The 25225-nt window shown below is 51.2% G+C and carries 20 protein-coding genes; 11 read left to right on the top strand and 9 right to left on the bottom strand.

Annotation, left to right across the window (positions count from 1 at the left end):
- Nucleotides 1–9: 9 nt before the first annotated feature.
- From ACJHW7_RS00180 to cobO, 7 genes are all read left to right on the top strand, one after another.
- Nucleotides 10–1455, top strand: coding sequence for a methylaspartate mutase subunit E (locus ACJHW7_RS00180; protein WP_021556603.1), 1446 nt, complete (start codon nucleotides 10–12; stop codon nucleotides 1453–1455).
- Nucleotides 1455–2696, top strand: a complete 1242-nt coding sequence (locus ACJHW7_RS00175) for a methylaspartate ammonia-lyase (RefSeq protein WP_021556602.1) — start codon at nucleotides 1455–1457, stop codon at nucleotides 2694–2696. The genes ACJHW7_RS00180 and ACJHW7_RS00175 overlap by 1 nt, the downstream gene beginning before the upstream one ends.
- A gap of 3 nt (nucleotides 2697–2699) precedes the next feature.
- A complete protein-coding gene (locus ACJHW7_RS00170; RefSeq protein ID WP_000124268.1) occupies nucleotides 2700–4070 on the top strand; it encodes an acyclic terpene utilization AtuA family protein in 1371 nt (456 codons plus the stop codon).
- Nucleotides 4067–4384 (top strand): DUF4387 domain-containing protein, encoded by a 318-nt coding sequence (locus tag ACJHW7_RS00165; protein WP_000813947.1) that lies wholly within the window; start codon nucleotides 4067–4069, stop codon nucleotides 4382–4384. The genes ACJHW7_RS00170 and ACJHW7_RS00165 overlap by 4 nt, the downstream gene beginning before the upstream one ends.
- Before the next feature lie 160 nt (nucleotides 4385–4544).
- Nucleotides 4545–5825: a dicarboxylate/amino acid:cation symporter gene (locus tag ACJHW7_RS00160; protein WP_021556601.1), complete on the top strand. Its 1281-nt coding sequence runs from the start codon at nucleotides 4545–4547 to the stop codon at nucleotides 5823–5825.
- A gap of 107 nt (nucleotides 5826–5932) precedes the next feature.
- Nucleotides 5933–7585, top strand: a complete 1653-nt coding sequence (locus ACJHW7_RS00155) for a class I fumarate hydratase (RefSeq protein WP_021556600.1) — start codon at nucleotides 5933–5935, stop codon at nucleotides 7583–7585.
- A gap of 9 nt (nucleotides 7586–7594) precedes the next feature.
- Nucleotides 7595–8197, top strand: coding sequence for a cob(I)yrinic acid a,c-diamide adenosyltransferase (cobO, locus tag ACJHW7_RS00150; RefSeq protein ID WP_000388204.1), 603 nt, complete (start codon nucleotides 7595–7597; stop codon nucleotides 8195–8197).
- Nucleotides 8198–8230: 33 nt separating this feature from the next.
- On the opposite strand, the gene ACJHW7_RS00145 is transcribed toward cobO, so the two are convergent.
- From ACJHW7_RS00145 to sdhC, 9 genes are all read right to left on the bottom strand, one after another.
- Entirely contained in the window at nucleotides 8231–9136 is a 906-nt protein-coding gene (locus ACJHW7_RS00145; RefSeq protein ID WP_001214265.1) for a LysR substrate-binding domain-containing protein, read from the bottom strand.
- A 666-nt stretch (nucleotides 9137–9802) separates the two neighbouring features.
- On the bottom strand, nucleotides 9803–10672 hold the full coding sequence (gene sucD / locus ACJHW7_RS00140; protein WP_000025458.1) for a succinate--CoA ligase subunit alpha: 870 nt from the start codon (nucleotides 10670–10672) through the stop codon (nucleotides 9803–9805).
- A complete protein-coding gene (sucC, locus tag ACJHW7_RS00135) occupies nucleotides 10672–11838 on the bottom strand; it encodes an ADP-forming succinate--CoA ligase subunit beta (RefSeq protein ID WP_001048607.1) in 1167 nt (388 codons plus the stop codon). Before sucC ends, sucD begins: the two co-directional genes overlap by 1 nt.
- A gap of 365 nt (nucleotides 11839–12203) precedes the next feature.
- Complete coding sequence (odhB, locus tag ACJHW7_RS00130) at nucleotides 12204–13421, bottom strand: 2-oxoglutarate dehydrogenase complex dihydrolipoyllysine-residue succinyltransferase (RefSeq protein ID WP_000099831.1); 1218 nt, start codon at nucleotides 13419–13421, stop codon at nucleotides 12204–12206.
- Between the two features lie 14 nt (nucleotides 13422–13435).
- The gene (gene sucA / locus ACJHW7_RS00125) at nucleotides 13436–16237 is read right to left on the bottom strand and encodes a 2-oxoglutarate dehydrogenase E1 component (protein ID WP_001181473.1); all 2802 of its coding nucleotides are present in this window, start codon (nucleotides 16235–16237) and stop codon (nucleotides 13436–13438) included.
- 300 nt (nucleotides 16238–16537) lie between these two features.
- Nucleotides 16538–17254: a succinate dehydrogenase iron-sulfur subunit SdhB gene (gene sdhB / locus ACJHW7_RS00120; protein WP_001235253.1), complete on the bottom strand. Its 717-nt coding sequence runs from the start codon at nucleotides 17252–17254 to the stop codon at nucleotides 16538–16540.
- 15 nt (nucleotides 17255–17269) lie between these two features.
- The gene (sdhA, locus tag ACJHW7_RS00115) at nucleotides 17270–19036 is read right to left on the bottom strand and encodes a succinate dehydrogenase flavoprotein subunit (protein ID WP_000775540.1); all 1767 of its coding nucleotides are present in this window, start codon (nucleotides 19034–19036) and stop codon (nucleotides 17270–17272) included.
- Nucleotides 19036–19383 (bottom strand): succinate dehydrogenase membrane anchor subunit, encoded by a 348-nt coding sequence (gene sdhD / locus ACJHW7_RS00110; RefSeq protein WP_000254365.1) that lies wholly within the window; start codon nucleotides 19381–19383, stop codon nucleotides 19036–19038. Before sdhD ends, sdhA begins: the two co-directional genes overlap by 1 nt.
- Nucleotides 19377–19781 carry a succinate dehydrogenase cytochrome b556 subunit gene (sdhC, locus tag ACJHW7_RS00105; protein ID WP_000263347.1) on the bottom strand — a complete coding sequence of 135 codons (405 nt, stop codon included), beginning with the start codon at nucleotides 19779–19781 and terminating at the stop codon, nucleotides 19377–19379. Before sdhC ends, sdhD begins: the two co-directional genes overlap by 7 nt.
- A 380-nt stretch (nucleotides 19782–20161) precedes the next feature.
- Here sdhC and ACJHW7_RS00100 point away from each other — a divergent pair, with 380 nt between their 5' ends.
- From ACJHW7_RS00100 to ACJHW7_RS00085, 4 genes are all read left to right on the top strand, one after another.
- On the top strand, nucleotides 20162–20269 hold the full coding sequence (locus ACJHW7_RS00100) for a hypothetical protein (RefSeq protein ID WP_001305582.1): 108 nt from the start codon (nucleotides 20162–20164) through the stop codon (nucleotides 20267–20269).
- 205 nt (nucleotides 20270–20474) lie between these two features.
- The gene (gltA, locus tag ACJHW7_RS00095) at nucleotides 20475–21758 is read left to right on the top strand and encodes a citrate synthase (RefSeq protein WP_000785835.1); all 1284 of its coding nucleotides are present in this window, start codon (nucleotides 20475–20477) and stop codon (nucleotides 21756–21758) included.
- Nucleotides 21759–22144: 386 nt separating this feature from the next.
- Nucleotides 22145–22711, top strand: coding sequence for a fimbrial protein (locus ACJHW7_RS00090; RefSeq protein WP_000472402.1), 567 nt, complete (start codon nucleotides 22145–22147; stop codon nucleotides 22709–22711).
- Nucleotides 22712–22760: 49 nt separating this feature from the next.
- A complete protein-coding gene (locus tag ACJHW7_RS00085) occupies nucleotides 22761–25220 on the top strand; it encodes a fimbria/pilus outer membrane usher protein (RefSeq protein WP_072769065.1) in 2460 nt (819 codons plus the stop codon).
- Nucleotides 25221–25225 lie beyond the last annotated feature (5 nt).

Here is a 25225-nt window from a genome sequence, read left to right as displayed (position 1 = left end):
CTGCAATCAATGGAACTTCGAAATAAGAAATTAACCCATGACGAATTCATGACCGAGCGGCAACAGGTACTGAAAACCTGGGAAACCGGCAAGGATGTTGAAAACTTTGAAGATGGCGTTAAATACCAACAAAACATTCCTGAGCATAAACGCTTCTCTCATGCCCTGCTGAAAGCAGACAAGGAAGGTAACACCCTTAGCCAACCGCGCGCAGGTGTGGCGCTGATGGACGAACACATCGAACTACTGAAAACACTGCAAGAAGAGTGCGATCTGCTGCCGAGCACTATCGATGCATATACCCGTCTGAATCGGTACGAAGAAGCGGCTGTAGGGATTAAAAAATCCATCGAAGCCGGAACCTCTAAACTGAACGGTTTACCGGTAGTTAACCACGGCGTCGCAGCTTGCCGTCGCCTCACCGAAACCCTGCAAAAACCGCTACAGATCCGCCACGGCACGCCAGATGCGCGTCTGCTGGCTGAAATCTCGATGGCCAGTGGCTTTACCAGTTATGAAGGCGGCGGCATTTCCTACAACATTCCGTATGCCAAACGCGTAACGCTGGAAAAATCGATCCGCGACTGGCAGTACTGCGACCGTTTAATGGGGATGTATGAAGAACACGGGATCCGCATCAACCGCGAACCGTTTGGCCCACTAACAGGTACGCTGATCCCGCCGTTTATCTCGCACTCTATCGCGATAATCGAAGGCTTGCTGGCGCTGGAACAGGGTGTGAAATCTATCACCGTTGGTTATGGACAGGTCGGCAGCCTGACGCAGGATGTTGCGGCGATCCAGTCTCTGCGTGAACTTGCACACGAATATTTTCAGAGCTATGGCTATACCGACTATGAATTAAGTACCGTGTTTCACCAGTGGATGGGCGGCTTTCCGGAAGACGAATCGAAAGCGTTCGCTATTATCTCATGGGGCGCAGCCGTCGCGGGGATGTCTGGTGCCACCAAAGTCATCACCAAAAGTCCGCACGAAGCCTGGGGCATCCCGACTGCCGCTGCCAACATTCAGGGGCTGAAAGCCTCCCGCCAGATGCTCAACATGGTCAACGAGCAGAAATTCCCGCCGTGCCCTGCGGTTGAACTGGAAATTGAACTGATTAAGAGCGAGGTTCGCGCGGTACTGAATAAAGTGTTCGAACTGGGTAATGGTGATATTGCGCGCGGTACGGTGCTGGCATTTGAAGCGGGCGTACTGGATGTGCCGTTTGCGCCAGCCGCCTGCAACGCGGGCAAAATTCTTCCGGTCCGAGACAACACCGGCGCGATACGCGTACTGGAAGCCGGAGCCGTTCCATTGCCAAAAGATATTCTCGACCTCCACCACGATTACGTTGCGGAACGCGCACGCTTTGAAGGACGCCAACCGACATTCCAGATGGTTGTAGATGACATCAATGCTGTATCCCACAGTAAATTAATAGGAAGACCATAATGAAAATAAAACAGGCTCTGTTCACCGCTGGCTACTCCTCATTCTATTTCGATGACCAGCAGGCGATAAAAAACGGAGCGGGTCATGACGGCTTTTTTTATACTGGGGAGCCGGTAACACAGGGGTTTAACACCGTACGTCAGGCCGGGGAGTGCGTATCGGTACAGTTGATTCTGGAAAACGGCGCGGTCGCTGTAGGTGACTGTGCTGCCGTACAGTATTCTGGGGCAGGTGGTCGCGATCCACTGTTCCTCGCAGAGCACTTTATTCCGTTCCTCAACGACCATATCAAGCCATTACTGGTAGGCCGCGATGTGGATGCTTTCCTGCCGAATGCCCGTTTCTTCGACAAATTGCGTATTGACGGCAACTTGCTGCATACCGCCGTGCGCTACGGATTATCACAGGCGCTGCTTGATGCTACCGCGCTGGCAACCGGCCGTCTGAAAACTGAAGTGGTCTGTGATGAATGGCAGTTGCCACGCGTGGCGGAATCCATTCCATTATTTGGTCAGAGCGGCGACGATCGATATATCGCCGTCGATAAGATGATCCTTAAAGGCATCGACGTGCTGCCCCATGCGCTGATTAATAACGTCGAAGAGAAGCTGGGCTTTAAAGGTGAAAAACTGCGCGAATATGTCCGCTGGTTGTCGGATCGCATTCTAAGCAAGCGCACCAGCGCACGCTACCACCCTACCCTGCACATCGATGTATACGGCACTATCGGTCTGATCTTCGATATGGATACGCTTCGCTGTGCGCAATACATCGCCAGCCTGGAAAAAGAAGCGCAAGGCCTGCCGCTCTACATTGAAGGGCCGGTCGATGCCGGTAACAAGCCCGATCAAATTCGCCTGCTGACCGCGATTACCAAAGAGCTGACGCGCCTCGGTTCCGGCGTGAAAATTGTGGCCGATGAATGGTGTAACACCTACCAGGATATTGTTGATTTCACTGATGCCGCCAGTTGTCACATGGTGCAAATCAAAACCCCGGATCTGGGCAGTATTCACAACATCGTCGATGCGGTTCTTTACTGCAATAGCCACAGCATGGAAGCGTACCAGGGCGGCACCTGCAATGAAACTGATGTCAGTGCCCGCACCTGTGTCCACGTCGCCCTTGCCGCTCGCCCCATGCGTATGCTGGTAAAACCAGGGATGGGCTTTGACGAAGGCCTCGATATCGTCTTCAACGAAATGAATCGTACTATCGCGCTGTTGCAGGCTAAGGATTAACAAATGGCTCGTTCTTTTAAAGTCTTATCGCCAACGGCAATCCTCGGGTATGGATTCCCGGAAGAGAGCTTCCGCAAAGCGATGGCAGAATCGCCCGATCTGATCGCCGTTGATGCAGGCTCTTCCGATCCAGGCCCCCACTACCTCGGGGCAGGCAAACCGTTTACCGATCGCGCAGGGGTCAAGCGCGATCTGCGCTATATGATCACCGCAGGCGTGCAAAATAATATACCGGTGGTGATCGGAACGGCTGGCGGTTCTGGTGCCGCACCACACCTGGAGTGGTGCCGAGAAATAATTCATGAGATTGCCCGGGAAGAGCACCTCTCGTTCTCGATGGCGTTGATCCCGGCAGACGTTGACAAAGCCATCGTCCACCAGGCGCTGGATAACGGCAAAATCACGGCGCTGGATTTTGTCCCGCCGTTAACCCACGACGCGATTGACGAAAGTACGTATATCGTCGCGCAAATGGGCATCGAACCCTTCCAGCGGGCGCTGAAAGAACGCGCGCAAGTGGTGCTGGGCGGGCGCGCTTACGACCCGGCCTGCTTTGCTGCGCTCCCGATCATGCAAGGCTTTGATGAAGGTCTGGCGCTGCATTGTGGGAAAATCCTTGAATGCGCGGCAATCGCCGCAACGCCCGGCTCAGGCTCTGACTGTGCGATGGGCATCATTGATGACAACGGCTTTACGCTGAAGACATTTAATCCGAAGCGTAAATTTACCGAAACGTCAGCAGCTGCACACACACTGTATGAGAAATCCGATCCCTACTTCCTGCCAGGACCTGGCGGCGTGTTGAACCTGAAAGGCTGCACATTTAAAGCAGTCAATGACGGCGAAGTCTACGTCAGCGGTTCTAAGCATGAAGAAACGCCGTATGCCCTGAAACTGGAAGGTGCACGACGGGTGGGCTTCCGCTGTCTGACCATCGCCGGAACGCGCGACCCGATTATGATCGCCGGGATCGATAAAATCATCGATGAAGTCAAAACCAGCGTTTCGCGTAACCTGTCGCTCGACGATGACAGCATTCGCATCAATTTCCACCTGTACGGCAAAAACGGGGTGATGGGAGACCATGAACCGATGCAAACTGCCGGGCATGAGCTGGGGATTGTCCTTGATGTAGTTGCACCGACCCAGGAAATTGCCAACAGCGTTTGCTCGCTGGTGCGCTCTACCATGCTGCACTACGGCTATGAAAACCGCATCGCTACCGCAGGTAATCTGGCGTTCCCGTTCTCCCCTTCTGATATCCAGGGCGGGCCGGTATACGAATTTTCCATATATCACCTGATTGAAGCCAACGACGCTCTGCGTTTTGATTTCCATATTGAACAGGTGACGCCAGAAGGAGTTCAGGCATGAAACAGTCAATTGTCTCACTGGCGCAAGTCATTCGTTCGAAAAATGCCGGACCTTACGAACTGGTTTTAGATATTTTATTTAAAACGAAAGAAAACTATGAGCGAGTTAAATCATCAGGGCAATTAACCCCAGAACTGATTGCGCGCTTATATCATGTTGAACCTGACTTTATTCATCGTATTGTCTGGTTTGATCCTTCTAACGCAGTAAAAATCGTCATGCCACGAGATATTATCTCCGGGAATGTAGGTGACAATGATGTCTATGGTGCACAGCAACATGCACCTTTATTAAATATGAGTTTCGATTTGTAAAAATCCGAATACTTTTAGCCAACTGACATCCCGTCACTTATTGCAGTTCAACACTTCAGCTATTTGTAAGGTTGTAATAGCAGGTAGATGCCTGAATCTCTATTCAGGCATCTACTTCTCCTGATTCTGATTTATCGCCGTGCACCTGATGGAGGAAAAAATGAAGACAATAAGTTTAACCACGATGATTCTTTTGGCGCTGGTACTTGGAATGATTATCGGCGTAGTGCTCAATAACACTGCTTCACCGGAAACCGCAAAACTCTATGCGCAAGAAATATCGATATTCACGACGATTTTCTTACGACTGATAAAAATGATTATCGCTCCGTTAGTGGTCTCTACCCTGGTGGTAGGTATTGCTAAAATGGGCGATGCCAAAGCCCTTGGTCGTATTTTTTCTAAAACACTCTTTTTATTTATTTGCGCCTCATTGCTGTCAATTGCCTTAGGCTTGATAACGGTAAATTTCTTCATGCCAGGTACAGGAATTAATTTTGTTGCACACGGTGCCGAAACCACCGGAGTGGTCGCGGCAGAACCCTTTACGCTAAAAGTATTTATTTCGCATGCTTTCCCCACCAGCATTGTCGATGCCATGGCGCACAATGAAATTTTGCAAATCGTGGTGTTCTCAATTTTCCTCGGCTGTAGCCTGACGGCGATTGGCGAGAAAGGCAGCGCCATCGTTCACGCCTTAGATTCGCTGGCACATGCCATGTTAAAGCTGACTGGCTACGTCATGCTCTTCGCTCCCCTGACCGTATTCGCTGCTATTTCAGCATTGATTGCTGAACGAGGACTGGCAGTTATGGTGAGCGCCGGGATCTTTATGGGTGAATTTTATTTCACCATGTTATTACTTTGGGTGCTGCTTATCGGTCTGGCCATCGTTTATGTCGGCCCCTGCATCAGACGCCTGACCCGCGCCCTTTCGGAACCCGCCCTGCTGGCATTTACCACATCCAGTTCTGAAGCGGCTTTTCCGGGAACGCTTGAAAAACTGGAGCAATTTGGCGTTTCCCCCAAAATTGCCAGCTTTGTCTTACCCATTGGCTACTCATTTAATCTCGTTGGATCAATGGCCTACTGCTCCTTCGCTACAGTTTTCATCGCCCAGGCCTGCAATATCCATTTATCCATCGGTGAACAAATCACCATGCTGTTGATCCTGATGTTGACCTCGAAAGGAATGGCTGGCGTACCACGCGCCTCAATGGTGGTTATCGCCGCCACGCTCAACCAGTTCAATATTCCGGAAGCGGGGCTGATCTTGCTGATGGGCGTTGATCCGTTCCTTGATATGGGGCGTTCCGCGACAAACGTCATGAGCAACGCAATGGGCGCTGCGATGGTGAGTCGGTGGGAAGGCGAACATTTCGGCGAGGGCTGTCGGGGTAAAGCATTAAAACCCAATGAATCGAACGTTGCTCTGCCCTGAGGGGGATCTTAAGCAATCAGAAGCCAATGACTACGCATTTTTATAAGCCGGATCATGAAGTTAGACGGCAATTAAGTAACACTAACGTTTAAGGTGAAAAGTGAAATATGTCCAAACCATTTATCTGGCAAGAACCGTTTCTACAAAATAAAGACGGTACAGAATATACATTAATTAGCGATCAGCATATTACAGTAACGGAATTAGACGGCGAAGAAGTGATAAAAATTGCTCCTGAAGCATTAACGCTGCTTGCCCGGCAGGCATTTTATGAAGCCTCTTTTTTCTTACGTTCCGCTCATTTGCAACAGGTCGCCAGCATTCTTAACGATCCGCAGGCCAGTAGTAATGATAAATACGTTGCGTTGCAGTTATTACGTAATGCTGAAGTCTCAGCAAAAGGGGTATTACCCAACTGTCAGGATACCGGCACCGCAACTATTATTGCCAGTAAAGGGCAACAGATATGGACCGGAGGTAACGACGCCGAAGCCTTAAGCAAAGGCATTTACACCACTTTTCAGGAAAATAATCTGCGCTTTTCACAAAATGCGCCGCTGGATATGTATACCGAAGTCAATACGCAAACCAATCTCCCGGCGCAGATTGATATCAGCGCTGTCGCTGGTGATGTGTACCATTTTCTCTGTGTTAATAAAGGGGGCGGCTCCGCCAATAAAGCCGCGCTTTATCAGGAAACCAAATCCTTATTGCAACCAGAAAAACTGACCGCATTTTTAATCGAAAAAATGAAATCGCTGGGCACCGCTGCCTGCCCGCCTTACCACATCGCCTTTGTCGTCGGAGGGCTTTCAGCCGATCAAACCTTAAAAGTTGCCAAGCTGGCCTCAACGAAATATTACGACAATTTGCCCACCAGCGGAAACGAGCAGGGACAAGCATTCCGTGATATTGAGCTGGAAAAAGCGTTGCTCGAGGCCAGTCAGCAATTTGGTATTGGTGCACAATTTGGGGGGAAATATTTCGCTCATGATATTCGCGTCATTCGTCTGCCGCGTCACGGTGGCTCTTGCCCGATAGCTATGACGCTCTCCTGTTCTGCCGATCGCAATATCAAAGCAAAAATTAACAAACACGGTATCTGGCTGGAAAAACTCGAACACAATCCGGGGCAATATATTCCAGCCTCATTGCGGGAAGAAAATCACGCGCAACATGTACAACTGGATCTAAACCGTCCGTTGCGTGACGTGATGCTGGATCTCGCCAGATTACCGGTAGGTACCCGCGTGTCGTTAAGTGGTCCCATCGTAGTGGCGCGCGATATCGCCCACGCCAAAATAAAAGCGCGGCTGGATAGCGGCGAATCGATGCCGGAGTACCTGAAGCATCATATTGTCTATTACGCTGGCCCGGCGAAAACACCGGAGAACATGGCCTGCGGTTCACTGGGTCCAACCACGGGCGGTCGAATGGACGGTTATGTCGATACCTTCCAGGCAGCTGGCGGCAGTCTGGTGATGTTATCGAAAGGTAACCGCAGCCAGCAGGTCACCGATGCCTGTCACAAACATGGCGGCTTCAATCTGGGAAGTATTGGCGGTGCAGCTGCGTTACTGGCGCAAGAATATGTCAAAAGTCTGCGTTGCCTGGAATACCCGGAGCTGGGTATGGAAGCGGTGTGGATGATGGAAGTGGAAAATCTGCCCGCATTCATCCTGGTAGATGATAAAGGCAATAATTTCTTTAGTCAGTTTGAGCAGCAACATCGCTGCGCCAGTTGCCCTGCGGGACATTAAGGAAAATGAATGGAAGCGCGAATTTCAACTGAACGGCATGTGCAGCGCCAACAGAAATTGAAGGAACAGGTCGATACGCGCGTCGCAGCGGCGATAGAGAAAAAAGGGATCTTGATTGTTTTCACCGGCAACGGCAAAGGGAAATCCACTGCCGCGTTTGGTACTGTGACGCGCGCGGTGGGTCATGGCAAAACGGTGGGGGTTGCGCAGTACATCAAGGGGCAATGGGACAACGGCGAATACAACCTTCTCCAGCCGCTGGGGGTTGAGTTTCATATAATGGGAACCGGTTTTACCTGGGAGACTCAGAACCGGCAAGCGGATATCGACGCGGCGAAAGAGATCTGGTCGGAAAGCAAACGGATGCTGGCTGACAAGCGTTACGACTTAGTGGTGCTTGATGAGCTGACCTATATGCTGGCTTACCATTATCTGGATACCGAAGAAGTGATCGCTTCTCTGCAAAACCGCCCGGCACAACAAAGTGTCATTGTCACCGGACGCGGTTGCCACAGTCAGATATTAAAAATGGCGGATACGGTAAGCGAAATCCGCCCCGTCAAACATGCTTTTGATAACGGCATACAGGCCCAGCCGGGTATCGACTGGTAATAACTGCGCCTGGCATCCCGCCAGGCACAGGTTTTACATCTCCTGCGGTACGACCGATTTCGCCAGCAACCATTCACGAAATTGCTGCAAGTGCGGTGAGTCAGACTTCTCTTCCTGCCACGTCATAATAAAACGATTACCGGTACGAATAGGCACATCACAGGGGATCACCATATCGCCACTATCCAAATCATGTTGAATAGCGAACCGTGGTAACAGCGCCACGCCGAGATTAGAGCGCACGGCGGCAATCAGCATTGAAAGCAAATCGAAACGTGGTCCGTTATTGACCAGCGGACTGCTAACGCCAGATAAAGCAAACCACTCTTCCCAGCCAGTAATACGGGTGCTTTGATGCAGAAGCGGTAACTCAGTAAGCAGTTCTGCCACTGACAGCTTTTGATCGGACATTGCAAGCAAACTGCCGCTGCATACCGGCAAAATCTCCTCATCAAAGAGATATTCTACTTCCGCCCAGGGCGCGCAAAAATTTTCGCGCATAATGACAGCATCGTACTCCCGATTAAGAAAATCGCCGTTATTAGCTAAAGAATGAATATTAACAATAATATCGGGATGTAACTTTGTGAATTCATGTAAATTTGGGATCAACCAGTGGGTACTAAAAGTAGGATTAACGGCAAGTTCAATAACCTGAACCGTAGGCTGCCAGGTCATAATGGTATTGGTATCGCGTTCCAGCTTATTTAATGTTTCTTTTACTATCCCCAGGTAATACTTCCCTGTATCATTAAGAAAAATGCGTTTTTTAGAGTGTGAAAATAACGGAGTACGTAAAAATTCCTCCAGCGCACTTACTTGTCTGAATACTGCACTTTGGGTTAACGCTAACTCCTCTGCCGCTCTGGTATAACTTTCATGACGTGCGACGACCTCAAAAGTCACCAGCAGTTCCGTTTTAGGTATTTTCCCTCGCATAATGCCGTCCCTTAAAAATAGTTTAAACCATCAAAAATACATTACTTATTACGAAGTAATGGTAACCAAAGCAGCAATAAATAATTTATAAGAATCATGATTGACATTTATAAACCAGTAAGGCTGGCGTGACAAATATCTTAATCAGATAATAATAATCCGAAAAGCACAGCGCCTTTCGAATTATCCGGAATCACATTAAGTGAAAATTATTAAATTGATATCATTTATCATATCTGTGGATATTATGATAAACAATCAACAAAGATTTTATTTTTGATTTATAGCATATCCATCTAAGAATTTTTGCGATGCTGCAATATCCGGGGTAAAGACCCGATCCTGGCTGACAAATGGCACGACTTGACGAAAAGCGGTGAACATCGCTTTTGTTGATTTACTTAACGCTACGGTCAAACGCTGGGAAGCCAGTGCATCAGGTAACGATTCGAAATTCGCCGTCGTTCTTATTCGTGGCTTGCGGTCGGTCGCGGCAATCCACAGTGGCTGTGGTCATGCAGTCAAGCCTGCAGTCAGATTTCGACCGTGGTTAACCGTTTAAGACATAAAAAAGGCCATCATACGATGGCCAACCATGTCGAAACCGACAGCCCTTCGCCATTCCTGTAGAGGGAAGCGGCGAGGGCTATTTCTTATTACAGATATTTATTTCAGAACAGTTTTCAGTGCTTCACCGATATCCGCCAGGCTGCGAACGGTTTTCACGCCTGCGGCTTCCAGAGCAGCGAATTTCTCATCCGCAGTCCCTTTCCCACCGGCAATGATGGCACCCGCGTGGCCCATACGTTTGCCTTTCGGCGCAGTCACACCAGCGATGTAACCCACAACTGGCTTGGTAACGTGCTCTTTGATGTACGCAGCTGCTTCTTCTTCAGCGCTACCGCCGATCTCACCGATCATCACGATCGCTTCGGTCTGCGGATCTTTTTCGAACATTTCGAGAATGTCGATAAAGTTAGAGCCAGGGATCGGGTCACCGCCGATACCGACACAGGTCGACTGACCGAAACCGTAATCCGTGGTCTGTTTAACCGCTTCATAGGTCAGTGTACCGGAACGGGAAACGATACCCACTTTACCCGGTTTGTGAATGTGACCCGGTTGGATACCAATTTTGCATTCACCCGGGGTGATAACGCCTGGGCAGTTCGGGCCGATCATACGAACGCCGGCTTCATCCAGTTTCACTTTCACAGTCAGCATATCCAGCGTCGGGATGCCTTCAGTGATGGTGATAATCAGTTTGATGCCTGCGTCGATGGCTTCCAGAATGGAGTCTTTGCAGAACGGTGCTGGTACGTAGATAACAGAAGCGGTAGCGCCAGTAGCAGCAACAGCTTCACGCACTGTGTTGAACACCGGCAGGCCGAGGTGGGTAGTACCGCCTTTACCTGGGGTTACGCCGCCAACCATTTTAGTGCCGTATGCAATGGCCTGTTCTGAGTGGAAAGTCCCCTGGCTACCGGTAAAGCCCTGGCAGATAACCTTGGTGTTTTTATCAATTAAAATGGACATTATTTCCCCTCCACTGCGGCAACAACCTGCTGAGCTGCATCCGTCAGACCTTTTGCTGCAATAATATTCAGGCCGCTGTCAGCCAGTTTCTTCGCGCCGAGTTCGGCGTTGTTACCTTCCAGACGTACCACGACCGGTACGTTAACACCCACTTCCGCTACCGCGCCGATGATACCGTCAGCGATCAGGTCGCAACGAACGATACCGCCGAAGATGTTAACCAGAACGGCTTTCACTTTGTCGTCAGAGAGAATGATTTTGAACGCTTCGGTTACACGTTCTTTGGTTGCGCCGCCGCCAACGTCCAGGAAGTTAGCCGGTTCGCCGCCGTGCAGTTTAACGATGTCCATCGTACCCATCGCCAGACCTGCGCCGTTAACCATACAACCGATGTTACCGTCCAGCGCAACGTAGTTCAGTTCCCACTGTGCAGCCTGTGCTTCACGTGAATCTTCCTGCGACTGGTCACGCATTTCGCGCAGATCAGGCTGGCGGAACAGTGCGTTGCCATCAGCGCCCAGTTTGCCGTCGAGGCAAATCAGATCGCCCTGTTTGGTAATGACCAGCGGGTTGATTTCGATCAGCGCCAGGTCGCGCTCCAGGAAAATGGTCGCCAGGCCCATGAAGATTTTGGTGAACTGCTGAACCAGTTTACCTTCCAGACCCAGTTTGAACGCCAGCTCGCGTCCCTGATACGGCATCGGGCCAGTCAGCGGATCAAGCGCAACTTTATGGATCAGGTGCGGAGTTTCTTCCGCCACTTTTTCGATTTCCACGCCGCCTTCGGTGGAGGCCATAAAGACCACACGACGGGAACTACGGTCTACAACGGCACCGAGATACAGCTCTTTAGCGATATCGGTCGCTGCTTCAACCAGAATCTGGTTAACCGGTTGGCCATTGGCATCTGTTTGATACGTTACCAGACGCTTGCCGAGCCAGTTTTCTGCAAAAGCACGGATGTCTTCTTTGCTGTTTACAACTTTCACACCGCCCGCTTTACCGCGGCCACCAGCGTGAACCTGACATTTCACTACCCACGGACCGGCACCGATTTTTGAAGCGGCTTCTTCTGCTTCGCGCGGAGTAGTACAGGCATAACCCACCGGTGCTGGTAAGCCATAGCGGGCAAACAGTTGTTTTGCCTGATATTCATGTAAGTTCATGTGTTCTGTCCATCCTTCAGTAATCGTTATCTTTTAAACCGTAGACCGAATATTTCGTATCGCTCCCGGGTATTGTCGGTCACCCGTAGGCCTGATAAGACGCGCAAGCGTCGCATCTGGCATCGCTTGTCGGATGCGGCGCAAGCGCCTTATCCGACCTACATCGGTGCTCCCCGTAGGCCTGATAAGACGTGTAAGCGTCGCATCAGGCATCGCTTGTCGGATGCGACGCGAGCGCCTTATCCGACCTACATCGGTGCTTCCCGTAGGCCTGATAAGACGCGTTAAGCGTCGCATCAGGCTTCAATTGCCGGAGAAGGCGATAATGTCTTACCCGGTCTACAGTGCAGGTGAAGCTTAAACTACTAAACGTCCAGCAGCAGACGTGTCGGATCTTCCAGCAACTCTTTGATCGTTACCAGGAAGCCCACGGATTCGCGACCATCGATCAGACGGTGATCGTAGGACAGCGCCAGATACATCATCGGCAGGATCTCAACCTGACCATTCACAGCCATCGGACGATCTTTGATAGCGTGCATACCCAGAATTGCGCTCTGCGGCGGGTTGATGATCGGCGTAGACATCAGGGAACCGAACACACCACCGTTGGTGATGGTGAAGTTACCACCGGTCAGATCTTCAACCGTCAGCTTGCCGTCACGGCCTTTAACTGCAAGCTCTTTGATTTTCTTCTCGATGTCTGCCATGCCGAGGGTATCGACATCACGCAGTACCGGCGTCACCAGGCCGCGCGGCGTAGAAACCGCCATGCTGACGTCGAAATAGTTGTGGTAAACCACGTCATCGCCGTCGATAGAAGCATTCACTTCCGGGTAACGTTTCAGGGCTTCAACCACCGCTTTCACGTAGAAGGACATAAAGCCCAGACGGATGCCGTGGCGTTTTTCAAACGCTTCACCGTACTGCTTACGCAGATCCATAATCGGCTTCATGTTGACTTCGTTGAACGTGGTCAGCATGGCGGTGGAGTTTTTCGCTTCCAGCAGACGCTCTGCCACACGCTTACGCAGGCGAGTCATCGGGACACGTTTTTCACTACGTGCAGCCAGAGCCGGTTGCGCTGCCGAAGCAGCCGCTGCCGGAGCAGACTCTTTCGCCGGGGCTTTCGCCAGATGTTTTTCCACATCTTCACGGGTCAGACGACCACCCACACCGGTGCCTTTAATGGCGCTGGCGTCGAGGTTGTGTTCAGCCAGCAGGCGACGGATCGCCGGGCTTAACGCATCGTTGTTTTGCTCTTCCAGAGACGCCTGCTGGCGTTGCGCCGGTGTGGACGCTTTCTCTTCAGATTTGGCGCTGGTTTCTTTACCGGCGCTGTTGCCTTCACGCAGGCGACCAAGGATCTGACGAGACGTTACCGTTGTACCTTCATCTTCCAGAACCGCATCCAGAATGCCGTCTGCTGATGCCGGTACTTCCAGTACCACTTTGTCAGTTTCGATTTCTACCAGCACTTCATCACGTACGACTGCGTCGCCGGGTTTTTTATGCCAGGTTGCGACGGTGGCATCGGCTACGGATTCAGGCAGGTCAGGGACCAGAATATCTACGCTACTCATTGTGTATCCTTTATTTATTCGACGTTCAGCGCGTCATTAACCAGATCTTGTTGCTGTTTCTGGTGAACGGACATATACCCTACCGCCGGAGAGGCGGAGGCCGGGCGGCCTGCATAACGCAGAGAAGCCCCAAACGGAATCACTTCACGGAAATGATGCTGGCTGCAGTACCATGCGCCCTGGTTGAGCGGCTCTTCCTGGCACCAGACAAAATCCTTGACGTGAGCAAACTGCTGCAACACTTCCTGCATCGCTTTATGCGGGAACGGGTAGAGTTGCTCGATACGCACAATGGCGACATCGTGTTGATTGTTCTTACGACGTTGTTCCAGCAGGTCGTAATAAACCTTACCAGAACACATCACTACGCGCTTCACGCCCTTCGGATCAAGCTCGTCGATTTCACCGATGGCTGGCAGGAAGGTGCCGTTCGCCAGTTCTTCGAGGCTGGAAACCGCCAGCGGATGACGCAGCAGGGATTTCGGCGACATCACGACCAGCGGACGACGCATCCCGCGCAGCGCCTGACGACGCAGCATGTGGTAAACCTGTGCCGGGGTAGACGGTACGCACACCTGCATGTTTTGCTCAGCACAAAGTTGCAGATAACGTTCCAGACGCGCGGAGGAGTGCTCCGGCCCCTGCCCTTCGTAACCGTGCGGCAGCAACATCACCAGGCCACACATCCGGCCCCATTTCTGCTCGCCAGAGGAGATGAACTGGTCGATAACCACCTGTGCGCCGTTGGCGAAGTCACCGAACTGCGCTTCCCAGATGGTCAGGGTGCGTGGTTCTGCGGTGGCATAACCGTATTCAAACGCCAGCACGGCTTCTTCAGAAAGTACGGAGTCCCAGACACGGAACGCGCCCTGGCCGTTATGGATGTGTTGCAGCGGCGTGTAAGTGGAACCGTTAGACTGGTTGTGGATCACCGCGTGGCGGTGGAAGAAGGTACCGCGACCGGAGTCTTCACCCGACAGGCGAACCGGAATGCCTTCATCAACCAGCGTGGCGTAAGCGAGGTTTTCCGCGCCGCCCCAGTCGAACAGTTTCTCACCGGCTGCCATTGCCTGGCGATCGCCATAAATCTTGGCAACGCGAGACTGCATTTCAACTGCTTCCGGCACCGTGCTGATGCGTTTCGCCAGCTCCTGCAGGCGCTTCATCTCAACTTTGTTCGGGTACTCTTCGTCCCATTCGTGGTTGAGATACGGCGACCAGGTGAAAGAGTGCATGTTCATCGGACGCCACTCTGCCACTACGCAATCGCCAGCATCCAGCGCATCGCGGTACAGGTTAACCATCTCGGTGGCATCTTCCAGCGTCGCCACTTTTTCCTGCTCCAGCTTGTCAGCATAGATTTTGCGCGGCGTCGGATGTTTTTTGATTTTCTGATACATCAGCGGCTGGGTTGCGCTCGGCTCGTCGGCTTCGTTGTGGCCGTGACGGCGGTAGCACACCAGGTCGATGAAGACATCACGTTTAAAGGTGTTACGGAAATCGAGCGCCAGACGGGTCACAAAGGCAACGGCTTCCGGATCATCCGCGTTAACGTGGAAAATCGGTGCCTGAACCATCTTACCGATATCAGTACAGTACGGTGTAGAACGAGCATCCAGCGGATTAGAGGTGGTGAAACCAACCTGGTTGTTGATAACGATACGTACCGTACCGCCAACTTCATAACCACGCGCTTTCGACATGTTCAGAGTTTCCTGAACCACGCCCTGCCCGGTCACTGCGGCGTCACCGTGGATGGTGATTGGCAGCACTTTGTTGCTGCTCGGCTCATCAAGTCTGTCCAGACGGGCACGAACAGAACCGATAACTACCGGGCTTACAATCTCAAGGTGAGACGGGTTAAACGCCAGCGCCAGGTGCACCAGGCCGCCATCGGTCTGGAAGTCAGACGAGAAGCCCATGTGGTATTTCACGTCACCCGTGCCGAGGTGTTCTTTATGTTTACCGGCAAACTCGTCGAACAAGTCTTGCGGTTTTTTACCCAGCACGTTCACCAGCACGTTCAGACGACCACGGTGCGCCATCCCGAGAACCACTTCGCGGGTGCCGCTGTTGCCAGCGTGGCGAATCATCTCTTTAAGCATCGGGATTAACGCGTCACCGCCTTCCAGCGAGAAGCGTTTTGCGCCAGGGAATTTTGCGCCGAGGTAACGTTCAAGGCCTTCAGCGGCGGTCAGTTCGCTTAGGAAGCGTTTTTTCTCTTCGCTATTGAAAGTCGCGCGACCAGACTCGATACGCTGTTGGATCCAGCGTTTTTCTTCGGTGCTGGTGATGTGCATATACTCGGCACCAATCGGGCCGCAGTAGGTTTGCTTGAGGGCTTCCAGCAGCTCGCCGAGTTTCATGGTTTCTTTGCCGCTGGCAAATGAACCAACGTTGAAGGTCTCCTGGAAGTCTGCTTCTGTCAGATCGTGGAAAGACGGATCCAGATCGGCCACTTTATCTTGCTGCCACAGTCCCAGCGGATCGAGATTCGCATGCTGGTGACCACGGAAGCGGTATGCGTTAATGAGCTGCAGGACTTTTACCTGCTTCACATTGGTGTCAGGGTCGGAGATCGTTGAAGAGTAACGTGAAGCGTCTTTCGCCAGGCGGCGGAAATATTCACGCGTTTGAGAGTGGAATTGATCCGGTTTGACTCCCGTACCAGGTAACTGCTGGAACGTCGAACGCCAGTTAGCGTCAACCGAGTCAGGATCGGTTAAGAAGTCTTCATAGAGCTGTTCTATCCAGCTCTGGTTTGCGCCAGAGAGGTAAGAAGAGTCCAACCAGGCTTTCAAAGCGCTGTTCTGCATCGTGATCCCTTAAGCATCTTTTTTATGCTTACTTCGCCGTGGATACTACCACGCACAGTGATGTGCGTGCCGGGGTTCACTTGCGAGCTCTTGTCTACGTAGTGGCTCGCGAAGGAACCTTTAAAAACTGTCTTAGTGTCAGGGGCAGTTTTTAAAGATTTCCTGCATTTCTTTGTTACGCCTGATGCGCTGCGCTTATCAGGCCTACGGGTAATGACTTGTAGGCCGGATAAGGCGTTCACGCCGCATCCGGCACTGGTTGCCTGATGCGACGCTTGCGCGTCTTATCAGGCCTACGGTTTACGCATTACGTTGCAACAACATCGACTTGATATGACCGATGGCGCGCGTCGGGTTCAGCCCCTTCGGACATACACTGACGCAGTTCATGATGCTGTGACAGCGGAATACACTGAATGCATCGCTCAAACCGTCGAGGCGGCTGTCAGTCTCGGTATCACGGCTATCGATCAGAAAACGATATGCCGCTAACAAGCCTGCCGGGCCGATAAACTTATCGGGATTCCACCAGAAAGACGGACAAGAGGTTGAACAACATGCGCAGAGAATACATTCATACAGCCCGTCGAGTTTTTCGCGCTGCTCTGGCATCTGTAAATGCTCGCGAGCTGGCGGATTTTGTTCATTATTCAACAGGTAAGGCTTAATTTTCTCATATTGCGCATAGAATTGTCCCATGTCTACCACCAAATCGCGGATCACCGGTAAACCTGGCAGAGGGCGAATCACAATCTTCTTGCCCGGCTGGTTGAGTGCCGAAATCGGGGTAATACAGGCCAGACCATTCTTGCCGTTCATGTTCAGACCGTCGGAACCGCACACACCTTCACGACAGGAGCGACGGAACGACAGGCTGGGATCTTTCTCTTTCAGCTGGATAAGCGCATCCAGCAGCATCATGTCGCGACCTTCATCCGCTTCCAGGGTGTAATCCTGCATACGCGGAGCATCATCAACATCCGGGTTATAACGATAAATTGAAAACTCGAGTCTCATTTTCCTGTCTCCGCATTAGTAAGTACGAATCTTCGGCGGGAATGCCGGGCGCAGTTTCGGTTCCATGTTGACGCTTCGGCGCGTCATGGATTCCGACTCTGGCAGATACAGGGAGTGGCACAGCCAGTTTTCATCATCGCGATCCGGGAAGTCGAAGCGGCTATGTGCGCCACGGCTTTCGGTACGGAAGTTGGCAGAAACAGCCGTTGCATACGCCGTTTCCATCAGGTTATCCAGTTCCAGACACTCAACGCGCTGGGTGTTGAACTCGCTGGAAGTGTCATCCAGACGGGCATTTTTCAGACGCTCGCGGATAACTTTCAACTGCTCAAGCCCTTTCGCCATCGCATCACCTTCACGGAAGACCGAGAAGTTATGCTGCATACATTCTTGCAGCGCTTTACGGATCGCAACCGGATCTTCACCGTTACGGTTGTTGTTCCAGCGGTTCAGGCGATCCAGAGACGCTTCTACATCAGACTCGCTGGCATCGCGCAGTGCGCCCTGCTCGGCGATAGACTCTTGCAGATGCAGGCCAGCAGCGCGACCAAAGACCACCAGGTCCAGCAGCGAGTTACCGCCAAGACGGTTAGCGCCGTGTACCGATACACAGGCAATTTCACCCACCGCGAACAGCCCCGGAACAACCACATCTTCGCCTTTCTCATTCACAGTCAGCGCCTGACCGGTAACTTTGGTCGGAATACCGCCCATCATGTAGTGACAGGTTGGGATAACCGGAATCGGCTCTTTCACCGGATCAACGTGAGCGAAGGTACGGGAAAGCTCCAGGATACCCGGCAGACGGGATTCGAGAACTTCTTTACCCAGGTGATCGAGTTTCAGTTTCGCGTGTGGCCCCCACGGACCATCACAGCCGCGACCTTCACGGATTTCGATCATGATGGAACGCGCCACCACATCACGGCCCGCCAGGTCTTTGGCGTTCGGCGCATAACGCTCCATAAAGCGTTCGCCATGTTTGTTCAGCAGATAACCGCCTTCACCACGGCAACCTTCGGTGACCAGTACGCCCGCACCGGCAATGCCGGTCGGGTGGAATTGCCACATTTCCATATCCTGCACCGGTACGCCTGCGCGGATAGCCATGCCGACACCGTCGCCAGTGTTAATGTGGGCGTTAGTGGTGGACTGATAAATACGCCCTGCCCCGCCAGTCGCCAGCACGGTAGCGCGGGCTTTGAAATAAACCACTTCACCGGTTTCGATGCACAGTGCGGTACAACCCACCACCGCGCCATCCTGGTTTTTCACCAGATCCAGCGCATACCACTCGGAGAAAATGGTGGTGTGGTTTTTCAGGTTCTGCTGATAAAGCGTGTGCAACAGTGCGTGACCGGTACGGTCAGCCGCTGCCGCAGTGCGTGCCGCCTGCTCGCCGCCGAAGTTTTTCGACTGACCGCCAAACGGACGTTGATAGATACGACCATCATCGAGACGCGAGAACGGCAGGCCCATGTGTTCGAGTTCCAGAATCGCTTCCGGCCCGGTTTTACACATATATTCAATCGCGTCCTGGTCACCGATATAGTCCGACCCTTTCACGGTGTCGTACATATGCCATTCCCAGTTATCTTCATGGGTATTACCCAGCGCAACGGTAATGCCGCCTTGCGCAGAAACGGTATGGGAACGGGTCGGGAAGACTTTAGAGAGCAGCGCACAGGTCTGGCCGCTCTGGGAAATTTGCAGCGCCGCGCGCATACCTGCGCCGCCGGCACCAATCACAACTGCATCAAATTCTCTGACTGGCAATTTCATCACACACCCCACACCACAACGAATCCATAAATCACGTAAACCACCAGTGCAACGACAATCACCAGTTGCAGCATCAGGCGCAAAGCCAGCGGTTTAACGTAGTCGGTCAACACCTGCCACATGCCGATCCAGGCATGGATCAAGATAGAAAACAGCGCCAGCAGGGTGAACACTTTGGTGAACGCAGAGGCGAAGAAACCGATCCAGACTTCATATGTCAGCTCGCCACTGGTGGCGAAAAAACCGACCATATAAATGATGTAGAGCGTCAGGACGATAGCGGTAGCGCGAACGAGGATGAAATCATGTACGCCATTGCGTCCTAATGCGGAGGCGTTGCTTACCATACGAGGACTCCTGCGAGAAGTGAAAGCACGACAGTAATAACAAAGGAGATTTTGGCGGAGCGTTTACCCGCTTCGAATGTTTCTTCCAGATAGCCAAAATCCATCATCATGTGGCGAATACCTACGACGACGTGATACGCCAGAGCGGTAAGGATGCCCCACATGATAAATTTGACGAAGAAGCTGCCCATAATCGCGGAAGCTTGCTCGAAACCTTCAGGGGAAGAGAGGCTGGTACCCAGAAGCCACAGCAGGATACCCACTGCAACAAAGGTGATCACACCGGAAACGCGATGGAGAATGGACGCTATCGCCGTGATGGGGAACCGGATGGTCTGTAGGTCCAGATTAACAGGTCTTTGTTTTTTCACATTTCTTATCATGAATAACGCCCACATGCTGTTCTTATTATTCCCTGGGGACTACGGGCACAGAGGTTAACTTTCTGTTACCTGGAGACGTCGGGATTTCCTTCCTCCGGTCTGCTTGCGGGTCAGACAGCGTCCTTTCTATAACTGCGCGTCATGCAAAACACTGCTTCCAGATGCGAAAACGACACGTTACAACGCTGGGTGGCTCGGGATTGCAGGGTGTTCCGGAGACCTGGCGGCAGTATAGGCCGTTCACAAAATCATTACAATTAACCTACATATAGTTTGTCGGGTTTTATCCTGAACAGTGATCCAGGTCACGATAACAACATTTATTTAATTTTTAATCATCTAATTTGACAATCATTCAACAAAGTTGTTACAAACATTACCAGGAAAAGCATATAATGCGTAAAAGTTATGAAGTCGGTATTTCACCTAAGATTAACTTATGTAACAGTGTGGAAGTATTGACCAATTCATTCGGGACAGTTATTAGTGGTAGACAAGTTTAATAATTCGGATTGCTAAGTACTTGATTCGCCATTTATTCGTCATCAATGGATCCTTTACCTGCAAGCGCCCAGAGCTCTGTACCCAGGTTTTCCCCTCTTTCACAGAGCGGCGAGCCAAATAACAAACGGGTAAAGCCAGGTTGATGTGCGAAGGCAAATTTAAGTTCCGGCAGTCTTACGCAATAAGGCGCTAAGGAGACCTTAAATGGCTGATACAAAAGCAAAACTCACCCTCAACGGGGACACAGCTGTTGAACTGGATGTGCTGAAAGGCACGCTGGGTCAAGATGTTATTGATATCCGTACTCTCGGTTCAAAAGGTGTGTTCACCTTTGACCCTGGCTTCACTTCAACCGCATCCTGCGAATCTAAAATTACTTTTATTGATGGTGATGAAGGTATTTTGCTGCACCGCGGTTTCCCGATCGATCAGCTGGCGACCGATTCTAACTACCTGGAAGTTTGTTACATCCTGCTGAATGGTGAAAAACCGACTCAGGAACAGTATGACGAATTTAAAACTACGGTGACCCGTCATACCATGATCCACGAGCAGATTACCCGTCTGTTCCACGCTTTCCGTCGCGACTCACATCCAATGGCAGTCATGTGTGGTATTACCGGCGCGCTGGCGGCGTTCTATCACGACTCGCTGGATGTTAACAATCCTCGTCATCGTGAAATTGCCGCGTTCCGCCTGCTGTCGAAAATGCCGACCATGGCAGCGATGTGTTACAAGTATTCCATTGGTCAGCCATTTGTTTATCCGCGCAACGATCTCTCCTATGCCGGTAACTTCCTGAATATGATGTTCTCCACGCCGTGCGAACCGTATGAAGTTAATCCGATTCTGGAACGTGCTATGGACCGTATTCTGATCCTGCACGCTGACCATGAACAGAACGCCTCTACCTCCACCGTGCGTACCGCTGGCTCTTCGGGTGCGAACCCGTTTGCCTGTATCGCAGCAGGTATTGCTTCACTGTGGGGACCTGCGCACGGTGGTGCTAACGAAGCGGCGCTGAAAATGCTGGAAGAAATTAGCTCCGTTAAACACATTCCGGAATTTGTTCGTCGTGCGAAAGATAAAAATGATTCTTTCCGCCTGATGGGCTTCGGTCACCGCGTGTACAAAAATTACGACCCGCGCGCCACCGTAATGCGTGAAACCTGCCATGAAGTTCTGAAAGAGCTGGGCACCAAAGATGACCTGCTGGAAGTGGCTATGGAGCTGGAAAACATCGCGCTGAACGACCCGTACTTTATCGAGAAGAAACTGTACCCGAACGTCGATTTCTACTCTGGTATCATCCTGAAAGCGATGGGTATTCCGTCTTCCATGTTCACCGTCATCTTCGCTATGGCCCGTACCGTTGGCTGGATCGCTCACTGGAGCGAAATGCACAGTGACGGCATGAAGATCGCCCGTCCGCGCCAGTTGTACACCGGCTATGAAAAACGAGACTTTAAATCAGATGTTAAACATTAATTATCTGATTTGAACCATATATCGTTTAGCCCGCCTGAATATCTGGCGGGCTTTTTTTTGTTCGTTAGTTATGTCTATCGACAAAAAAACGTAATCGGACACAAATACATAATTACACGTTACAAGAATACATATCCGATAACTAAATAAAATCCTAATTTTTCATTCACCACCACCGTTATCCCGCCAATCGATGTAGAATACATTGGGTAGCACCCACAATTAAATAAACTCGTAATAGGATTAATTCACTTTATTTATGATTCGAGAGCTTTGAGAAACTCTCAAACATAATGTAGCAACTTTAATATTATTACATGAGCAAAAAACCACTATTCTGTCGGAATAATTAGTATACTTTATCATAGCCCATGAAGGATTCATGTATGTTTAAAGGACAAAAAACACTGGCCGCCCTGGCCATATCTCTACTATTCGCTTCACCTGTTTTTGCTGCAGATGAAGGATCTGGTGAAATCCACTTTAAAGGTGAAGTTATTGAAGCACCTTGTGAAATTCACCCTGATGACCTTGATATGAACATTGACCTGGGTGAAGTAACCACATCCCACATAAATCGAGAACATCATAGCGAGAAAAAACCTGTCAATATTCGCTTAATCAACTGTGATATTGCAGGCTGGGATGATGGCAACGGTGGCGTGGTCTCAAAGGTAGGCGTGACCTTCGACAGCACAGCTAAAACGACAGGTGCAACGCCGCTCCTTAGTAACATCAGTGCTGGCGAGGCTACCGGCGTTGGCGTACGTCTCATGAACAAAGATGAATCATTTGTTGTATTGGGAACAGAAGCGCCAACAATTGACTTATTGGCAAGTTCAACAGAACAAACGTTAAACTTCTTTGCCTGGATGGAACAGATGGATAACGCAGTTTCGGTTACCGCGGGGGCCGTTACTGCTAACGCAACTTACGTTCTGGATTACCAATAATCCTTTTTAAGGCGGCTGATTAGCCGCCTTTTGCGAATATTGTTCAGGTATGGATGCCGTGAATATTTATCGACTCTCTGTTCTTTCCTGTCTGGCAATGGTAACCCCTCCTGCGCTGACAGCTGAATTTAACCTTAACGTTCTCGATAAGTCGATTCGGGATAGCGTTGATATTTCGTTGCTCAATCAAAAAGGCGTCGTAGCTCCCGGCGATTACTTTGTTAGTGTTACGGTTAATAATAATAAAATCAGTAATGGGCAACAAATTCGCTGGCAAAAATCTGGCGATAAAATTATTCCTTGTATCAATGAATCGCTGATCGAACTCTTCGGACTTAAATCTGACTTTCGTAAAAAATTACCTGCAATAAAAGAATGTGTCGATTTTAGTGTCTTCCCTGAAATCATCTTTACTTTCGATCAGGCAAATCAACAGCTCAATATTACAATCCCGCAGGCATGGCTGGCGTGGCATTCAGAAAACTGGACGCCACCCTCAACGTGGAATAACGGTATTCCTGGCTTCCTGATGGATTACAACCTGTTTGCCAGCACTTATCGCCCACAAAGCGGCAGCAGCAGCAACAACCTGAACGCCTATGGCACCACGGGCCTCAACGCCGGGGCATGGCGTCTGCGCAGCGATTATCAGCTTAGCCAGTCCGATAGCGGCGACAACCGTGAACAATCTGGGGCGATTTCACGGACCTACCTGTTCCGCCCGTTACCGCAAATAGGTTCCCGATTAACCCTGGGCGAAACCGATTTTAGCTCTAACATTTTTGATGGTTTCTCCTATACCGGTGCGGCGTTAGCCAGCGACGATCGAATGCTCCCCTGGGAGTTACGCGGCTACGCGCCGCAAATCAGCGGCATCGCACAGACTAACGCCACGGTCACGATAAGCCATTCTGGTCGCGTGATTTACCAGAAAAAAGTTCCGCCAGGCCCATTTATTATTGATGACCTGAATCAGTCAGTGCAAGGTACACTGGATGTCAAAGTGAGCGAAGAAGATGGACGGGTGAATAACTTCCAGGTTTCAGCGGCCTCTACCCCGTTCCTGACGCGTCAGGGCCAGGTGCGCTATAAACTGGCTGCCGGTCGCCCGCGTTCCTCTATGTCGCACCACACCGAGGATGAAACCTTCATTAGCCATGAAGTCTCCTGGGGAATGCTCTCCAACACTTCACTATATGGCGGCATGCTTCTCGCAGGCGATGACTATCGTTCCGGCGCGCTGGGTATTGGGCAAAATATGCTCTGGCTGGGGGCGCTGTCGTTTGACGTGACCTGGGCCGACAGCCATTTTGATACTCAACAGGATGAGCAGGGTTACAGCTACCGCTTTAACTACAGCAAACAGGTTGATGCGACCAACAGCACCATCTCATTGGCAGCCTATCGCTTCTCCGATCGCCATTTTCACAGCTACGCTAACTACATTGATCACAAATACAATGACGCCGACGCGCAGGATGAAAAGCAAACCATCAGCCTCTCCTTCGGTCAGCCTATTACTCCGCTGAATCTTAATCTCTACGCCAACATCCTGCATCAGAGCTGGTGGAATGCGGATACCTCCACCACGGCCAACATTACCGTCGGTTTTAACGTCGACATTGGCGACTGGAAAGATATTTCTGTCTCGACCTCGTTCAACACCACCCATTATGAAGATAAAGATCGCGACAACCAGATTTACTTTTCGATCTCCTTACCGATTGGGGAAAGTGGTCGACTGGGTTATGACATGCAGAACAACAGTAATACTACCACCCACCGCATGTCGTGGAACGATACCCTGGATGAACGAAACAGTTGGGGAATGTCGGCTGGAATACAATCCGATCGCCCGGATAACGGTGCGCAGGTCAGCGGCAATTACCAACACCTCAGTTCGGCGGGGGAATGGGATCTGACCGGAACCTATGCCGCCAATGATTACACTTCCGCCAGTGCCAGTTGGAGCGGCTCGTTTACCGCGACTCAACATGGCGCGGCATTCCATCGCCGCAGTTCCACCAATGAACCACGCCTGATGGTCAGCACCGACGGCGTGGGCGATATTCCGATTCAGGGCAATAATGACTACACCAACCGCTTTGGTATTGCCGTGGTACCGTTTGTTTCCAGCTACCAGCCTACGACGGTAGCGGTCAATATGAACGACTTGCCTGACGGCGTTACCGTTTCCGAAAACGTGGTGAAAGAAACCTGGACCGAAGGCGCCATCGGCTTTAAATCGCTGGCGTCCCGCGCCGGGAAAGATCTCAACGTCATTATCAGCGATGCTAACGGGCATTTCCCGCCGCTCGGTGCCGATGTTCGCCAGGCTGAAGGCGGTGTCAGCGTCGGGATGGTTGGCGAAAACGGTCACGCATGGCTGAGTGGGGTCGATGAAAATCAACAATTTACCGTGCACTGGGGCGACCAGAAAACGTGTGCCATTCATCTGCCGGAACATCTGGAAGATGTGACTAATCGCCTGATTTTACCCTGTCATTAATTAAG

The sequence above is a fragment of the Escherichia sp. WS1152 genome (genome assembly GCF_046487665.1).
GTDB classification, from domain to species: Bacteria; Pseudomonadota; Gammaproteobacteria; order Enterobacterales; family Enterobacteriaceae; genus Escherichia; species Escherichia coli.
This window is presented reverse-complemented; position numbering and strand designations above follow the sequence as displayed.

What these genes read in the sequence shown, in the direction of transcription:
- ACJHW7_RS00180 (WP_021556603.1), top strand. Translation starts at nt 10, where the DNA reads ATGGAACTTCGAAATAAGAAATTAACCCATGACGAATTCATGACCGAG.
- ACJHW7_RS00175 (WP_021556602.1), top strand. Translation starts at nt 1,455, where the DNA reads ATGAAAATAAAACAGGCTCTGTTCACCGCTGGCTACTCCTCATTCTAT.
- ACJHW7_RS00170 (WP_000124268.1), top strand. Translation starts at nt 2,700, where the DNA reads ATGGCTCGTTCTTTTAAAGTCTTATCGCCAACGGCAATCCTCGGGTAT.
- ACJHW7_RS00165 (WP_000813947.1), top strand. Translation starts at nt 4,067, where the DNA reads ATGAAACAGTCAATTGTCTCACTGGCGCAAGTCATTCGTTCGAAAAAT.
- ACJHW7_RS00160 (WP_021556601.1), top strand. Translation starts at nt 4,545, where the DNA reads ATGAAGACAATAAGTTTAACCACGATGATTCTTTTGGCGCTGGTACTT.
- ACJHW7_RS00155 (WP_021556600.1), top strand. Translation starts at nt 5,933, where the DNA reads ATGTCCAAACCATTTATCTGGCAAGAACCGTTTCTACAAAATAAAGAC.
- cobO (WP_000388204.1), top strand. Translation starts at nt 7,595, where the DNA reads ATGGAAGCGCGAATTTCAACTGAACGGCATGTGCAGCGCCAACAGAAA.
- ACJHW7_RS00145 (WP_001214265.1), bottom strand. Translation starts at nt 9,136, where the DNA reads ATGCGAGGGAAAATACCTAAAACGGAACTGCTGGTGACTTTTGAGGTC.
- sucD (WP_000025458.1), bottom strand. Translation starts at nt 10,672, where the DNA reads ATGTCCATTTTAATTGATAAAAACACCAAGGTTATCTGCCAGGGCTTT.
- sucC (WP_001048607.1), bottom strand. Translation starts at nt 11,838, where the DNA reads ATGAACTTACATGAATATCAGGCAAAACAACTGTTTGCCCGCTATGGC.
- odhB (WP_000099831.1), bottom strand. Translation starts at nt 13,421, where the DNA reads ATGAGTAGCGTAGATATTCTGGTCCCTGACCTGCCTGAATCCGTAGCC.
- sucA (WP_001181473.1), bottom strand. Translation starts at nt 16,237, where the DNA reads ATGCAGAACAGCGCTTTGAAAGCCTGGTTGGACTCTTCTTACCTCTCT.
- sdhB (WP_001235253.1), bottom strand. Translation starts at nt 17,254, where the DNA reads ATGAGACTCGAGTTTTCAATTTATCGTTATAACCCGGATGTTGATGAT.
- sdhA (WP_000775540.1), bottom strand. Translation starts at nt 19,036, where the DNA reads ATGAAATTGCCAGTCAGAGAATTTGATGCAGTTGTGATTGGTGCCGGC.
- sdhD (WP_000254365.1), bottom strand. Translation starts at nt 19,383, where the DNA reads ATGGTAAGCAACGCCTCCGCATTAGGACGCAATGGCGTACATGATTTC.
- sdhC (WP_000263347.1), bottom strand. Translation starts at nt 19,781, where the DNA reads ATGTGGGCGTTATTCATGATAAGAAATGTGAAAAAACAAAGACCTGTT.
- ACJHW7_RS00100 (WP_001305582.1), top strand. Translation starts at nt 20,162, where the DNA reads ATGCGTAAAAGTTATGAAGTCGGTATTTCACCTAAGATTAACTTATGT.
- gltA (WP_000785835.1), top strand. Translation starts at nt 20,475, where the DNA reads ATGGCTGATACAAAAGCAAAACTCACCCTCAACGGGGACACAGCTGTT.
- ACJHW7_RS00090 (WP_000472402.1), top strand. Translation starts at nt 22,145, where the DNA reads ATGTTTAAAGGACAAAAAACACTGGCCGCCCTGGCCATATCTCTACTA.
- ACJHW7_RS00085 (WP_072769065.1), top strand. Translation starts at nt 22,761, where the DNA reads ATGGATGCCGTGAATATTTATCGACTCTCTGTTCTTTCCTGTCTGGCA.